This window comes from Bordetella petrii, assembly GCF_017356245.1.
In the GTDB taxonomy this organism is placed as follows: Bacteria; Pseudomonadota; Gammaproteobacteria; order Burkholderiales; family Burkholderiaceae_B; genus Bordetella_A; species Bordetella_A petrii_D.
This window is the reverse complement of sequence record NZ_JAFMZZ010000004.1, coordinates 310,016-323,771: the sequence shown is the minus strand read 5'-3', so window position 1 is coordinate 323,771 and position 13,756 is coordinate 310,016. Positions and strand designations below refer to the sequence as shown.

Here is a 13,756-nt window from a genome sequence, read left to right as displayed (position 1 = left end):
AAAGATAATGTCAGTGTCGGCCAGGCTGGGTGAAAGCGGCGGCGGTGACACGGGGTAGCGCGGAAATCTTTCATGACAGTATCGATGGCCTGGTTCTTCAGGACGCGCTAGCGAAAGCTCAAGAGCGCCTGGTTGTTTTTCCGGGGGCCGAGCGCGGCCAGCAGGTCGTGCAGCCCGGCATGGATGTGTGCTTCGGCGCCGGGGTCGGCTTGCGCGCTGCCTTCGAAGCGCAAGCCGCGGCTGCCCAGGGTGCCGGCGCCATTCAGCAGCAGCGGGCCCTGCCGCGTGCTCAGCAGCAAGTCGGCCTGGCCGTGCCGGCCCTGTTTCAGGGCGAGCACGTAATCGCCCAGCGGCCGCACGGGTGTCAGCGACGAGGCGGCGTTGCGCCATTCCACGTCCAGCAGCCGGGTGCCCGCCGGCTGGCCGGCGGCCCCGATGACTACCGCCGGCCAGCGGGCCGACAGTTCGCCGCCCGGGCCGACGGCGGCGATGCGGGCGTCCAGGGTGCCCAGCACGGCAGCGGGCAATTGCAGTGTCTGGCCCGATACTTTGATGCCCTGCCACCCGGGCGTCATGTTGACGGGGCCGCCCAGCCAGGGGTGCGAGACCGCCAGCCTGGGCATCGGGGCGAACGACAGCCGCCATTGCACGGGGTCGGGCAGGGTGCGGCGGCGCGCGGCGGTGCCCACGGCCAGGGTCGCGCTGCCGGCCCACAGGGTTCCGCGGGCATCCACCACGGTCAGCGGCCAGCTGGCCGGCAGCAGGGCCATGATCCAGCGCGCGGGCAGAACCGGCACGGCCGCGCAGCAGGCCAGCAGGGCCAGCCCGGCGATGCGCAGCGCGATGCGCCGGCTCATTGCTTGCGCTCCACCGGCAAAGACACGCGCACACGCCCGGTCACGCTGCCGGGCCGATCGCGGCCGTCGATATTGGCGCGCGCCAGTTCCACAAACCGGGTCTGCACATGCAACAGGTAGGGCAGCTCGGCCAGCCACTTCATCACGCGCGCGACGTCGGCATTGAGCAGCGCAATATCCCACTGCCGCGGCAAGCCGTCGCCCGCCGCAGGCTCTTCACTGACCACCGCCGATGCCTGCAGGCCGGCGCGCTGCAGGCTGGCGCGCAAGGCGCCGGCCAGGTTTGCCGCATCCATGCGGCCCGACTCGGCCTGTTCCAGGCCGCGCGCTTCGGCAATCAAGGCGTCTACGCGGGCGGCGTCGGCGTGCAGTCGCGGCAGTTGTTGCCGCGCCTGCGCGATGGTGTGCAGCGCGGGCCGTATCGCCAGCGTCCATGCCAGCGTTGCGGCCAGGGCAGCCAGGGCCACGCTCAGCAGCGTGCGTTCGCGCGGCGTGCGCGTGCGCCACCACGCATGCGCCTGCTGCCCGATAACGGCGATGCGCCGGCGTACGGGTGCGGCGGCCGCGGGACGCGTGCTCATGGGCGCCTCGCGTCGGGTTCGGCAATGCCGGCCTGCCGGACGTGCCAGGTATGGGCGGCATCATCGTCCTTTTGCAGCAGCAGCGACCGCACCGCCGCGGCCTGGTGCAGCGCAGCCTCATTGGCCGGGGGTTGATAGCCTGGCGCCAGCACCAGGGTCAGCACGCCTTCTTCGTAGCGCAGCGAGGCAACGTGCCCGGCGGCGAATCCCAGCACTTGCGCCGCGCCCAGCACCAGCGGCATGAAGCCGTCCGCGCTGGCGGCGCCGCCGGCCACGCGCAGCTGGTTGCGCAGGTTCTGCACCTGGCGGACCGGATCGATGATGATGCTCATGGAAGGAAACGCCTTGCGCACAGCCTGCTCGGTGGCGGCCTGGACGGACCGGGCTTCGCTGCGCAACTGCGCGGCATAGATGTTCAAGCCCAGCAGCCACAGCAGCGCCGCGGCGCCCGCCCACAGCGCGGCGCCGCGCCAGCGGTGCGCGGACCGCACCGGGCGCCATTCGGGCCGCGCCAGCGACCAGCGGGGCAGCGTGGCCCGCCAGCGCGCGTCCACCGGCAGCGCCAGCGCCTGTCCGGGGTGGGGATCGCCTGCGGGCAGCGCCAGGGCGTGGGGCACAATCGCGGCCAGCTCGAGCCCGGCATCGGCCAGGCCGCGCCAGGCGTCCAGCAGCGCCTGGCGGCTGGCCCAGGCAATGCAGACGCTGCCATCGGCGGCGCGCGGCCCGTGGGCGATGCAGAGCTCGGCCGTGTCGCTCAGCGCCAGCGATTCGACGCTGCCGCGCACCGCGGACTCCAGCAGCCTTGCCGGCACGGGCGGCAGCTGCGCCGTCACGACCACGGCGTCGTGAGGATGCAGAATGGCTTCCACGTGGCCGACCGGAACGGATCGGGCAAGCGCCGCAAGCGGCATTTCGCCGCTGCGCAGCAGGTTTCCGCCGCGGCCGAACAGCGCAAAAGCCATCATCGACTGCGGCGTGATGGCCGCAACAGGAGGCAAAGCCAGGCGTAGTGTGTGTTTGATGTCAGCCTCCCAGCCACTGTATGGCGGGCGGCTCGTCGCCCTGGCGATACAGCAGCGCCTGCATCGTGATGGGGGTGTCGTGGATGCTGACCTGGCCGGTCACCTTGAACCATTCGCTGCGCACGCTGATCGGAACGCCGTGGGCGGCGCCGGGCTTGCCCAGCCGCTGGTAAAAATCGGCGCCGTCGTTGAACCATTGCCCGCGGTCGCGCTGGCCGGCAAGATCGCGGGCGCGCGCCAGGTCCAGGCCGGGAATGCCGGCGCTCAGCACCTCGGCGCTGGCGGTGTTGACGTTGATGGGCGTTTCCTGCGGCAGCACTGTCAAATAGCCCGACAGCGTGGCCGCGACGTCGGGCGATATGCCTTCCAGCCCGGCCAGCTCGCCCGGCGTGCGCAAGCCCGGCCGGGCCTGCCGGCGGCCCGGGCCGCCCTGCGAATCGGCGACCCGGCTGGCCACGGTCTGGGCCAATGATTCCTGCAGGCCCAGGGCCGCCAGCAGCTTGCGCAGCACCGCCAGTTCCCGGGGCCGCACCACGCCCTGTTGCGCCAAGCGCCAGATGTTGTACTTGCCTTGCTCGTCCTCGATCTGCCCTGAAAAATAGGCCTTGCGCATGCCGTCGGGGGTGCTGATTTCCAGCCCCACGATGGGCTGGGCCCACACCGCGCTGTTGCGGGTGACCGCATTGCGGCGGGCGTCGTTCAGCAGAATGATGCGCGACCAGTCCAGGCCGCCGCGCAGTATCCATTGCGCGTCCGTGCGGTCGCGTTCAACGGTAAGCGTGTCCACCAGTAGCGCCTGCCGTTCCAGAATGGCAGCGGCGGTGATGGCGGCCGCCGCAACCACCACCAGCGCGGCAATTACGGCCATGCCCCGTTGCGAGCCGGGGTGGCGTTCCGGGCCCGGCGACGGGCTGCGCAAGGCGGACCAGGGCGCGGTCATGGCAGCTGCACCACTTTGCGGTAGATCTCGTTGCGGCCGTTGTGCCGGCGCCCGATGGTGATCTCCAGCCCGGTCGCCGACTTCCGGGCATTGGACGCCCCGGGCAGCGTCCAGCCCTGGCCCGGTATCCAGGCCCGCACGGCAAACACATTGATATGTTCCAGCATGACCTCGCCGGCCCGGGCCTCGGGTAAAGGCAATGTCCGCGCGGCCGGCCCCGCCGCCCGCCGCAGGCTGCCGTTTTCCGTGCCCCAGGCCACTTGCTGCCAGGCGCCGCCCTGGGCCGAGCGCACCAGCGACAGCACCGGGTCGTGCCACTGGATGCCGGGCGGCAGCAGGGCGCCGGCGCGGGCCGACGGATTCCACGGCGTGCCCGAGGGCAGGACGCCGTTGCCCGCATGCCGGCCGATATCGCTTTCTATCTGGCCCAGCACCCGCACCAGCGCCAGCGTGTCGTCGCCGCTGGCCTGCAGGCGCTCGCTGGACCGTTCCACCATATCCAGGGCGCGCCACGAAATCAGGCTCAGCAGCGCCATCAGCGCCAGGGCCACCAGCACTTCGATCAGGGTGAAGCCCTGCTGGGCCGCGCGCGCGCGCCTCATGGCAACAGCGACAGCAGGCCATTGACCTCTGCCAGCACCGGCCCGCCGGGCAGGCGCGCCCGCACCGTGGCCAGCCTGAAACTGCCGTTGACCGTGCGCTGGAATTGCTGCTCGCATATCAAGGCAAGCGGCCCCTGCGGGCAGGGTTCGGCGTTGCGCCCGGGGGCGGGAAAGGCGCGCATCAGGCGCAGTTCGGCCAGGCGATTCTCGGCGGCCTGCAGGGCCAGGCTGCGCTGCTGCGCGGCCAGGACATTGCCCGCGCCCACGCCCAGCGCCCGCATGGCCGCCGCCAGGGCAATGCTGACGATGGCCAGCGCGATCAGCACTTCCAGCAGCGTGAACCCCTGTTGGCGGCGCGGCGGCTTCATGGCCGCACCAGATACCGGCCCGCGCCCGTACGCACGATGCGCACCGTGTGCGTGCCGTCATGCAGTTCCACGGCCGCGGGGCCCGACGCCCATTCCGCGCTGAACAGGGTCGACGCGGGGGGCTCGACACGCACCTCGATGGCATTGCCGGACATCCAGGCGCGCGGGCGCAGCGGGCTGGCTTCGGCAAAGCGTTCTGCGCGCGCCGGCCCGGTTTGCCGCGCCAGGCCGGTGGGCAGGAACAGATTGCGCGGTTCATGCACAAACGCATAGCCCTGGCCATCGTATTGCCAGGCAATGGGGCTGCCGTCGCGGCGGGCTTCGGCCTGGGCCGCGGCGAACAGGTGCGCAAGGCGGCGGGCGTCCTGGCGCAGCGCGCGGGCATCGGCGTCCGGAAAGGCCTGGACGCTGATCGTTGCCGTCGCGATGCCGATAATGGCCAGCACCACCAGCATTTCCAGCAGGGAAAAGCCTTGTTGCCACGCGCGCGGCCTATAAAGACCAGGAGCCGATGTCGGCATCGTTGTCGTCGCCTCCCGCTTTGCCGTCGGCGCCCAGGGAAAAGACGTCGATTTCCCCATGCACCCCAGGGTTCAGGTATTGATACGGGGTGCCCCAGGGGTCCGCGGGCAGGCGGTCCATGTACGCGCGCCGGCTGCCCGGCTGGCCGGGCTGCGGCGCGCCGGCCAGGATGTCCAGGCCCTGCTCGGCGGTGGGATAGCGTCCGTTGTCCAGCCGGTAGAGCTTCAGCGCCTGCATCAGGGCAGCCACATCCTGGCGCGCCGCCACAATGCGCGCCTGATCGGGGCGGTCCATCAGGTTGGGCACGATCAGCGTGGCCATGATGCCCATGATGACCACCACGACCATGATCTCTATCAGCGAGAAGCCCTGCTGGCGGCGGTTGCCAGGGCACGGCGCGGAACTGCCCCTTGGATGCCCCACCTTGTCTCCCCCTTGGATGGGTTTGTCTTTTGGCACAAGTTTTTAATCTTGTGACCGTTATGTTAAAAATTAGTACAAGTATATATAAAACAAGTCATTTTGAGTCATTTCTACATCAAATTGCTGCCGCGCCATGCAGGCGCCGGGGAAAGAAATTGAAGGCTGTTGCCAGCGTTGGAGATCTGGTCCGGTGGTAGGGCCCACAGGGTTCTTCGTGGCCGATGGGCCGGTGTGGGTCCGGCGCCTGTCGGTGCTGGCCTTCACGGTGGGCGTGGGCGTATGGGGCGCGCTGATTTTCGCGCCCGCGCCCCGCGCGCTGCCCCCGATGCTGGAGGCCACGCCCGACGCGGGCCCCGATACGGCGCCCGCCGCGCGCTGGTTCGGGGGCGCGGCGCTGCGCGTGCGTGTCAGCGTGAACGGGCTGATCGCAACCGGCGACGCCTCGGGAGGCGCCGCGCTGCTTTCTATTGACGGCGGCCCGGCGCAGGCTTATCGGGTGGGGCAGAACCTGGCGCCCGGCGTCACGCTGGTCGGGGTGTCGGCAAAAGGCGTGTCCATCGACCAGGACGGCATCATCGAACGCATCGCGCCGCCGGCCGGCCCGCTGAGCGCCGACCAGGGCTTCGTCCCCGCCATCGGGGCGCGGCCCTAGAACTTGTACTGCAGGCCTGCCACGAACAGGTTTATTGCTGGCGCCCCATGTCGACATGCCAGCTGGTTGATGCCGGGCTCGGATGGATTGGCGGAATCGGAACCTCGTATCGACCCAATCGCCACGCCCGCGCCGATGCGGCATAGGGCAGTATCTTGATTTCTGCAAATGGCGGCAGCAGTCATGCTAGTTATTTTGTCTGGATGATTCTAGTTATATCTGTGTTCATGTAACCGGCGGCGCATTGCCGGCCGCGGCGTCCTGCACCACGCCGGCCGAGGCGAAGCCGTCAATCTGCGCCGGGCTGTAGCCGTACTCGCCCAGCAGTTCGCGCGTATGCTCGCCCAGCATCGGCGCCGGGCGCCGCACTTGCGCGGGCGTTTCGGAAAAGTGAATGGGGCAGCCCAGCGCCCGGGTGGGGCCGGCCTGCGGATGCCGCAGCTCTACCACCATGTTGCGCGCCAGCACCTGCGGATGCGTCAGCGCCTGGCCGATGTCGTGCACCGGTCCCGCCGGCACGCCGGCCGCGTCGAATGCCGCCAGCCAGTGGTCGCGCCCATGCTGGCGCAACACGCCGCTCATGGCGGCCGTCAGGCTGTCCAGGTTCTGCATGCGCGCCTTGTTGTTGTTAAAGCGCGGGTCCGCGCACCATTCGGGGTGGCCCAGCACCTGCGCGATGCGTTCCCAGTTGGCCTGGTTCGCGCCGCCGATATTGATCCAGCCGTCCTGCGTTTCGAATGCCTGGTAAGGGGCCGTCAGCAAATGCGCCGATCCGGTCGGCCCGGGCGACACGCCGGTGGCGAAGTAGGTTGCGGCATGCCAATACGTCTGCTGCAGCGCCGCCTCCATCAGCGAGGTTTCCACCACCTGGCCGCGCCCCGTCTTCTGCTTGTGCGCATACGCCGCCAGAATGCCTACCGTGGCAAGAATGCCGGCGTTGATGTCGGCGATAGAGTTGCCGGTCTTGACGGGCGCCCCTTCGGGCTCGCCGGTGATCGACATCAGCCCCGCAAAGCCCTGCGCGATCAGGTCGAAGCCGGCCTTGTCGCCGTACGGGCCGTCGCGGCCGTAGCCCGATACCGCGCAGTAGATCAGGCCGGGATTGATGCCGGACAGCAGGTCGTAGCCCAGGCCCAGTTTTTCCAGCGTGCCGCGCCGGTAGTTTTCGGTCAGCACGTCCGCATCGCGCACCATGCGCAGCAGAATCTCGCGCCCTTGCTCGGTTTTCAGGTTCAGGGCGATGCCGCGCTTGTTGCGGTTCAAAATCATGAAGGGCGCCGACACGCCGTTGACCACCGGTTCACTGTAGCCGCGCGAATCATCGCCGCCGGGCAGTTTCTCCACCTTCACCACGTCGGCGCCCATGTCCGCCAGCATCATGCCGCAGGTCGGCCCCGCCATGATCTGCGCCAGTTCGAGTACGCGCATGCCGGCCAGCGGGCCGGTGTGAGTCGATGCTGTTGTCATTCCATCTCCATGGCGACGAACGGCCGCGGCGCCGCGTGCGCCGCCGCCGGCTACCTGCCGGTAAAGTCCGGCGCGCGCTTGTCCAGGAAGGCCGCGTAGCCGATGCGGAAATCTTCGGTGTCGAAGCAGTCGAAGCATTCGTCGTACTCGGCGGCGGAAATCGGGCGCTGCTGGGCCAGGCGCCGCACAAACTGCTTATGCCAGCGGGCCACCAGCGGCGCGCCCTCGGCGATGCGCTGCGCCGCGGCCAGGGCTTCGGCCTGGACCTGGCCGTCGGGCACCACCCGCGTCACCAGCCTTTTTTCCCTGGCTTCGGCGGCGCCGAAAATGCGGCCCTCGAGCAGGATCTCAAGCGCCGCATCGGGCCCCGCCAGGCGTATCAGCGGCTCCATTTCCGGATACGCCATGACCAGGCCCAGGTTCTTGATGGGCGCGCCGAACCGGCTGGACTCGCCGCAGATCCGGATATCGCACAAGGCGGCGATTTCCAGCCCGCCGCCCACGCATATGCCGTGGATCTGTGCCACCAGCGGATGCCGGCATTCGGACAGCGCGCGGGCGGTCTCGTGCATGACGCGCCCATACTCGATGGCCTGGCGCTTGTTGGCCCGCTCGGTCTGGAATTCGGCGATGTCGTTGCCGGGCGAGAAGGCTTTTTCTCCGGCGCCGCGCAGCACAATGCAGCGCAGCGAGTCGTCCGCGGACAGCTCCCGCACGGTGTCGCCCAGCGCCTGCCACATCGGCTTGGTCAAGGCATTGAGCTTGGCGGGCCGGTTCAGCACCACCGTGGCGATCGCGCCCGTCCGTTCCTGCAACACGAGTCCGGTCATTTCAGCCCCTCGTTTGTCTTGCCCATGGCCGCGCCGTTCTTGCCGCCGCCCATACATTTGCGCGCCAGCCGCCACAGTACCGGCACCAGCGGCCAGAACAGCATCAGCAGCGCCAGCGTCGTAATGGTGCCGACCAGGCCGTTGGACCAGAATACGTGCAGGCCCGTGCCGGGGCCGAGCATGGACTGCCGGAAGGCATCTTCCATGCGGTCGCCCAGCACCAGCGCCAGAATCATCGGCGCCAGCGGATACGACAGTTTCTTCAGCACATAGCCGATCACGCCGAACAGCAGCATGAACCACACATCGAGCATGGCGTTATTGACCGAATATGCGCCGATCGCGCACACCACGATGATGATGGGGGCCACGATGGCAAAGGGGATGCGCAGTATCGCGGCAAACAGCGGCACCGTGCTCAGCACGATGATCAGCCCCACGAAGTTGCCCAGGTACATGCTGGCGATCAGGCCCCAGACGAACTCTTTCTGCTCGACGAACAGCAGGGGGCCGGGCTGCAGGCCCCATATCATCAGGCCGCCCAGCAGCACCGCCGCCGTGGCCGAGCCCGGTATGCCCAGCGCCAGCATGGGCAGCAGGGCCGACGTGCCCGAGGCATGGGCGGCCGTCTCGGGCGCGATCACGCCTTCGATCTCGCCGGTGCCGAACTTGCGGCCGTTGCGCGAAAAGCGCTGCGCCAGCCCGTAGCCCATGAACGACGCCGCGGTGGCGCCGCCGGGCGTCACGCCCATCCAGCAGCCCACCACCGTGCTGCGGACCAGCGTCACCCAGTATCTGGGCATTTCCTTCCAGGTTTGCAGCACCACCTTCAGGTTGATGCGGCCGTTCTTGCCTTCGAACTTCAGGCCTTCTTCCATGCTGACCAGGATCTCGCCGATGCCGAACAGCCCGATGACGACCACCAGGAAATCGATGCCGCGCAGCAATTCCGACCAGCCGAAGGTCATGCGCAGGCCGCCGCTGACGGTGTCCATGCCTATCGCCGCCAGCCCGAAACCCAGCATCATGGAAATAATCGTCTTGAATGGCGTCTTCTTGTCGGTGCCCACGAAACTGCAGAAAGTCAGCAGGAACACCGCGAAGAACTCCGGCGGGCCGAAGCGCAGGGCGAACTTCGACACCATGGGCGCCAGGAAGGTGATCAGCAGCACGCCCGACAGCGCGCCGAAGAACGAGCCCGTGAACGAGGCCGTCAGGGCATTGCCGGCGCGGCCCTGCTGGGCCAGGGGATAGCCGTCGAAGGTGGTGGCCACCGACGAGGTCTCGCCCGGGATGTTGAACAGAATCGAGGTAATCGCCCCGGCGAACAAAGACCCCCAATAAATGCACGACAGCATGATGATGGCCGAGGTGGGCGGCATGGTGAAGGTCAGCGGCAGCAGTATCGCCACCCCGTTGGGCCCGCCCAGCCCGGGCAGCACGCCGATGATCACGCCCAGCACCAGGCCGATGAACATCATGCCCAGGTTGTACCAGCTGAGAACCGTGGCAAAGCCATGGAATAACGCGTTCAGTTCATCCACTTGAAGTCTCCCGTTCCTGGTTTCAATAGCCGAACAGGGCTTCGAGCGGCCCCTTGGGTAGCGGCACCAGGAACTGGATTTCGAACATCCAGAACAGCAGCACGTTCACGCCCACGCTGACCAGCACCGTCTTCAGCCAGGAGATCCTGCCCAGCAGCCGCATGAAGGCGGCGATGAACAGCACCGACGCGACGTAAATTCCCAGCAGCTGGATCAGCAGCACATACAGGGCGGTGGGCAGCAGCACCAGCAGCACCAGCCGGAACCGGTCCCAGGTGACGAAGACCTGCCGGTTGCGGTGCTTGCCGAACAGCGCCTTCAGAAACACCGCGGCGCTGGCGATGCAGATGATCAGCCCCACGTGAAACGGAAAATATCCCGACTCGGGCCCATCTGTTGCCCATGCGATGCCGATGCGGTGGTTGTCCACCATCATGACCACGCCCACCACGAAAAAAACCGCGGCGGTAATCGCGTCGACGGCGCTGTGCGACAACCCGCCTGCCGGCGGGCCGCCCTGTGTCTGCTGATGATCCATCCTGGCTCCCCCGGGGGCTTATTTCTTCGCGGCCAGGCCGGCTTCTTCCATCAGGGTCTTGTGGTTAGCCTCGTCCTGCTCCAGGAACTTCACAAAATCCTTGCCGGTGCGGTAGTCGCCCTTGAGCGCCTGCTTGGCCAGGTAGTCCTTCCATTCCTGCGTTTCGCTGATCTTCTTGATCAGGTCGGCGTAGAACGCGGCCTGTTCGGCCGTGGTCTTGGGCGGCAGGAAGAATGCCCGCAGCATCTGATACTGCACGTCGTAGCCGGCTTCCTTGCAGGTCGGGATATCGGCCCAGGACTGCTCTTTGGTGATCTTGTTCTTGTAGGCCATGCGCTCATCCGAGAACACGCACAGGGCATTGACCTGGCCGGCGCGCCACTGCGCGATATTCTCGCTGGGGTTGTTCACGTTCGAATCGGTGTGCTTGCCCACCAGCTGCGTGGCGGCCTCGCCGCCGCTCTTGTAGGGCACATAGGTGAACTTCACCCCGGCCGCCTTTTCCAGCGCCACGGTAATGATCTGGTCTTCGCGCTTGGCGCCCGTGCCGCCCATCTTGAACTGGCCGGCTGGCGCGGCCTTGACCGCTTTCAGGTAGTCGGCGGCCGTCTTGTAGGGGGCCTCGGCATTGGTCCACAGCAGGAACTCGTCCTGCGCGATCATCGCCACCGGATTCAGGTCGCGCCAGTTGAACGGCAGGTTGACGGCGATGGGCAGGGTGTAGATGGCGGAAAAGGCCACCATCAGCTTGTGCGGATTTCCCGGCGAGCCCTTGGTGTCCATGATGCCTTCGGCGCCGCTGGCGCCGCCCTTGTTCAGCACCAGCGTGGACTGCTTCATCAGCTTGTGCTTCAGGATAATGCTTTGCAGCGTGCGCGCCATCTGGTCCGATGCCCCGCCCGCGCCGGCGGGCACGATGATCTCGACCGGGCGGGTGGGTTCCCATGCCTGGGCGGGCAGGGCGGTCATGCCGGCCAGCGCGGCCAGCGGCGCGATCAGATACGATTTCTTCAACAGTCTGTGAGTCAGGTGCTTCATGTGTGTCTCCTCCGGGTGGTGCCACGGGGACGTCCGGTATCGGTACGCCTTGCTTGAGCCTTCCTGTCCAGCGAGTCCTGTTCTTGTTCCCCCTGCTGCGGACTTTGCCTACTGTGATGCTGCGTGATCCATCGCCTGCGGCGCGCGCGGCGTGCCGCTACCTGTCCTGCGCCGGCTGGGGCCGGCTGGTCTGCGCCAGGTAATCCAGGGCCGCCTGCACGCCGCCGCCGTGGTGCGGCACGCCGGCCTTCTTCAAGCCCATCTCCACGCCCGACAAGGTGCCGCACAGCGTCAGGTCGTTGAAATCGCCCAGGTGGCCGATGCGGAAAACCTTGTCCGACAGCTTGCTGAGGCCTTGGCCCAGCGACATGTTGAAATTCGTCAGCACCGTCTTGCGGAAAGCATCCGCGCTATGGCCTTCGGGCATCATCACCGCCGTCAGGGCAGGGCTGTACTCTTCGGGCTTCAGGCACAGAATCTCCAGCCCCCATGCGCGAACGGCGCGGCGGGTGGCTTCGCCATGCCGCCGGTGCCGCGCGAACACGTTGTCCAGCCCTTCGGCCGACAGCATTTCCAGCGCTTCGTGCAGGCCGTACAGCAGGTTGGTCGCGGGCGTGTAGGGAAAGTATCCGCGCGGGTTGATGGCCAGCATCTCTTTCCAGTCCCAGTACGAACGCGGCAGCGCGGCGCTTTGCGAGGCCTTCAAGGCCTTGGGGCCGACGGCGTTGAACGACAGCCCGGGCGGCAGCATCATTCCTTTCTGCGAGCCCGCCACGGTGACGTCGACCCCCCATTCGTCGTGCCGGTAGTCCACCGAGCCCAGCGATGAAATCGTGTCCACCATCAGCAGGGCCGGGTGGCCGGCGGCGTCGATGGCCTTGCGCACCGCCGCCACATCGCTGACCACGCCGGTCGCGGTTTCGTTGTGCACCACGCACACCGCCTTGATCTGATGCCCGCTGTCCGCGGCCAGGCGCCTGCCGATGTGTTCGGGGTTCGCGCCATGGCGCCAATCGCCTTCCTGGAACTCCACCCGCAGCCCCAGCCGTTCCGCCATTTTTTTCCACAGCGTCGCGAAATGGCCGGTTTCCGCCATCAGCACCTGGTCGCCGGGCGACATAGTGTTGACCAGGGCCGCTTCCCAGGCGCCCGTGCCCGAGGCCGGGTAGATGATCACATCGCTTTCGGTCTGGAACACCTTCTTCATGCCGGCCAGCACGGCCTTGCCCAGCTCCCCGAACTCGGGGCCGCGGTGGTCGATGGTGGGATGGTCGATGGCGCGCAGCACGCGGTCGGGCACATTGGTGGGGCCCGGAATCTGCAGAAAGTGACGGCCGGACGGATGCGAATGCAGCGGCAGCATGAGGGGCTCCTGATAATTTGGTATACAAAATACCAATCTTGATGAAGAATAAGCAGCAAAGGCGCCCTCCTGCAAGGGGAATTTATGCGGCGCCACAGCAATTGGGAGAGAAAGGTACAGGTTAAACTGGGCGGGTTTCTTCGATTGGCCAGGCATGGCGCGCGGCACCGCTGAATTCACGCGCTATCGCTTTTTTTGTATACAAATGAAAATTGATCCCGTAAGCCTATCCAACCCATCCGCCCCGCCGGCGACGGAACCCGGTCCCTCGTCCGAGGCCGTCGACAGGCGCACGCTGCCCGCCACCATCGCCGACCGCCTGCGCGAAATGATCATCGAGGGCGAGCTGGCCGCCGGCACCCGCCTGAACGAACGCGCGCTGTGCGACCGGCTGCAGGTGTCGCGCACGCCCCTGCGCGAAGCCTTCCGGCTGCTGTCCGCCGATGGGCTGGTGCGCATGCAGCCCAACCGCGGCGCGCACGTGGTGGCCCTGTCCGAAAAAGACATCCGCGAAAGCTTCGAAGTCATGGGCGTGCTCGAGGCCCTGTCCGGCGAACTTGCCTGCCAGCACATCACCGACCAGGAAATCGCCGAGATCAAGGCCCTGACATTCGAAATGCAGGCCTGCCACGCCAGGCGCAACCTGTCTTCCTACTACCACGTCAACCGCGCCATCCACGACCGCATCAACGCCGCGGGCCACAACGAGCTGCTGTCGCAGGTCTACACGAACATCAACCTGCGCCTGCAGAACCTGCGCTTCCGTTCCAACCTCAACCCCGAAAAATGGGACAAGGCCATGCGCGAACACCTGGAAATGGCCGACGCGCTGGCCTCGCGCGACGGCCCCCGGCTGGCGCAGATACTGCGGCAGCATCTGCGGCGCAAGGGCGAGGCCGTGCTGGAAAACCTGAAGCTCGCCGCCGCCGACGCCGAAGGGGCTTGCGGCACCGCCGATGCTTCCGATGCCGCAGGCGAACCCAGACAACCCTAAGCCCATCCGGCCAGG

16 protein-coding genes are annotated in these 13,756 nt (G+C 67.3%); 2 read left to right on the top strand and 14 right to left on the bottom strand.

Annotation, left to right across the window (positions count from 1 at the left end; translation table 11 throughout):
• Positions 1 to 107: 107 nt before the first annotated feature.
• From gspN to gspG, 8 genes are read right to left on the bottom strand one after another with little or no spacing between them, the layout of a single operon-like run.
• Positions 108 to 857, bottom strand: coding sequence for a type II secretion system protein N (gene gspN, locus J2P76_RS19690; protein WP_207409540.1), 750 nt, complete (start codon positions 855 to 857; stop codon positions 108 to 110).
• The gene (gene gspM, locus J2P76_RS19685; RefSeq protein ID WP_207409539.1) at positions 854 to 1,438 is read right to left on the bottom strand and encodes a type II secretion system protein GspM; all 585 of its coding nucleotides are present in this window, start codon (positions 1,436 to 1,438) and stop codon (positions 854 to 856) included. Before gspM ends, gspN begins: the two co-directional genes overlap by 4 nt.
• Positions 1,435 to 2,403, bottom strand: a complete 969-nt coding sequence (gspL, locus tag J2P76_RS19680) for a type II secretion system protein GspL (RefSeq protein ID WP_207409538.1) — start codon at positions 2,401 to 2,403, stop codon at positions 1,435 to 1,437. Before gspL ends, gspM begins: the two co-directional genes overlap by 4 nt.
• A 58-nt stretch (positions 2,404 to 2,461) precedes the next feature.
• Positions 2,462 to 3,400 carry a type II secretion system minor pseudopilin GspK gene (gspK, locus tag J2P76_RS19675; RefSeq protein ID WP_207409537.1) on the bottom strand — a complete coding sequence of 313 codons (939 nt, stop codon included), beginning with the start codon at positions 3,398 to 3,400 and terminating at the stop codon, positions 2,462 to 2,464.
• Positions 3,397 to 4,002, bottom strand: coding sequence for a PulJ/GspJ family protein (locus J2P76_RS19670; RefSeq protein WP_207409536.1), 606 nt, complete (start codon positions 4,000 to 4,002; stop codon positions 3,397 to 3,399). Before J2P76_RS19670 ends, gspK begins: the two co-directional genes overlap by 4 nt.
• The gene (gspI, locus tag J2P76_RS19665; RefSeq protein ID WP_207409535.1) at positions 3,999 to 4,370 is read right to left on the bottom strand and encodes a type II secretion system minor pseudopilin GspI; all 372 of its coding nucleotides are present in this window, start codon (positions 4,368 to 4,370) and stop codon (positions 3,999 to 4,001) included. Before gspI ends, J2P76_RS19670 begins: the two co-directional genes overlap by 4 nt.
• On the bottom strand, positions 4,367 to 4,891 hold the full coding sequence (locus J2P76_RS19660; protein WP_207409534.1) for a prepilin-type N-terminal cleavage/methylation domain-containing protein: 525 nt from the start codon (positions 4,889 to 4,891) through the stop codon (positions 4,367 to 4,369). Before J2P76_RS19660 ends, gspI begins: the two co-directional genes overlap by 4 nt.
• Positions 4,863 to 5,315 carry a type II secretion system major pseudopilin GspG gene (gene gspG, locus J2P76_RS19655; protein WP_347565347.1) on the bottom strand — a complete coding sequence of 151 codons (453 nt, stop codon included), beginning with the start codon at positions 5,313 to 5,315 and terminating at the stop codon, positions 4,863 to 4,865. Before gspG ends, J2P76_RS19660 begins: the two co-directional genes overlap by 29 nt.
• A gap of 190 nt (positions 5,316 to 5,505) precedes the next feature.
• On the opposite strand from gspG, the gene J2P76_RS19650 reads away from it, so the two are divergent.
• Positions 5,506 to 5,967: a type II secretion system protein N gene (locus J2P76_RS19650; RefSeq protein WP_347565346.1), complete on the top strand. Its 462-nt coding sequence runs from the start codon at positions 5,506 to 5,508 to the stop codon at positions 5,965 to 5,967.
• 225 nt (positions 5,968 to 6,192) lie between these two features.
• Here the strand turns inward: J2P76_RS19650 and J2P76_RS19645 are convergent, their stop codons facing one another.
• The 6 genes from J2P76_RS19645 to J2P76_RS19620 form a co-directional block, all read right to left on the bottom strand.
• Positions 6,193 to 7,434, bottom strand: coding sequence for a CaiB/BaiF CoA transferase family protein (locus J2P76_RS19645; RefSeq protein ID WP_207409533.1), 1,242 nt, complete (start codon positions 7,432 to 7,434; stop codon positions 6,193 to 6,195).
• A 50-nt stretch (positions 7,435 to 7,484) separates the two neighbouring features.
• The gene (locus tag J2P76_RS19640) at positions 7,485 to 8,264 is read right to left on the bottom strand and encodes an enoyl-CoA hydratase/isomerase family protein (RefSeq protein WP_207409532.1); all 780 of its coding nucleotides are present in this window, start codon (positions 8,262 to 8,264) and stop codon (positions 7,485 to 7,487) included.
• On the bottom strand, positions 8,261 to 9,808 hold the full coding sequence (locus tag J2P76_RS19635; protein WP_207409531.1) for a tripartite tricarboxylate transporter permease: 1,548 nt from the start codon (positions 9,806 to 9,808) through the stop codon (positions 8,261 to 8,263). The genes J2P76_RS19640 and J2P76_RS19635 overlap by 4 nt, the downstream gene beginning before the upstream one ends.
• 22 nt (positions 9,809 to 9,830) lie before the next feature.
• Entirely contained in the window at positions 9,831 to 10,346 is a 516-nt protein-coding gene (locus J2P76_RS19630; protein ID WP_207409530.1) for a tripartite tricarboxylate transporter TctB family protein, read from the bottom strand.
• Positions 10,347 to 10,364: 18 nt separating this feature from the next.
• On the bottom strand, positions 10,365 to 11,384 hold the full coding sequence (locus tag J2P76_RS19625) for a Bug family tripartite tricarboxylate transporter substrate binding protein (RefSeq protein ID WP_207409529.1): 1,020 nt from the start codon (positions 11,382 to 11,384) through the stop codon (positions 10,365 to 10,367).
• A gap of 157 nt (positions 11,385 to 11,541) precedes the next feature.
• Positions 11,542 to 12,747 (bottom strand): pyridoxal-phosphate-dependent aminotransferase family protein, encoded by a 1,206-nt coding sequence (locus J2P76_RS19620; RefSeq protein ID WP_207409528.1) that lies wholly within the window; start codon positions 12,745 to 12,747, stop codon positions 11,542 to 11,544.
• Positions 12,748 to 12,952: 205 nt separating this feature from the next.
• Here J2P76_RS19620 and J2P76_RS19615 point away from each other — a divergent pair, with 205 nt between their 5' ends.
• Positions 12,953 to 13,741, top strand: a complete 789-nt coding sequence (locus J2P76_RS19615) for a GntR family transcriptional regulator (protein ID WP_242697623.1) — start codon at positions 12,953 to 12,955, stop codon at positions 13,739 to 13,741.
• Positions 13,742 to 13,756 lie beyond the last annotated feature (15 nt).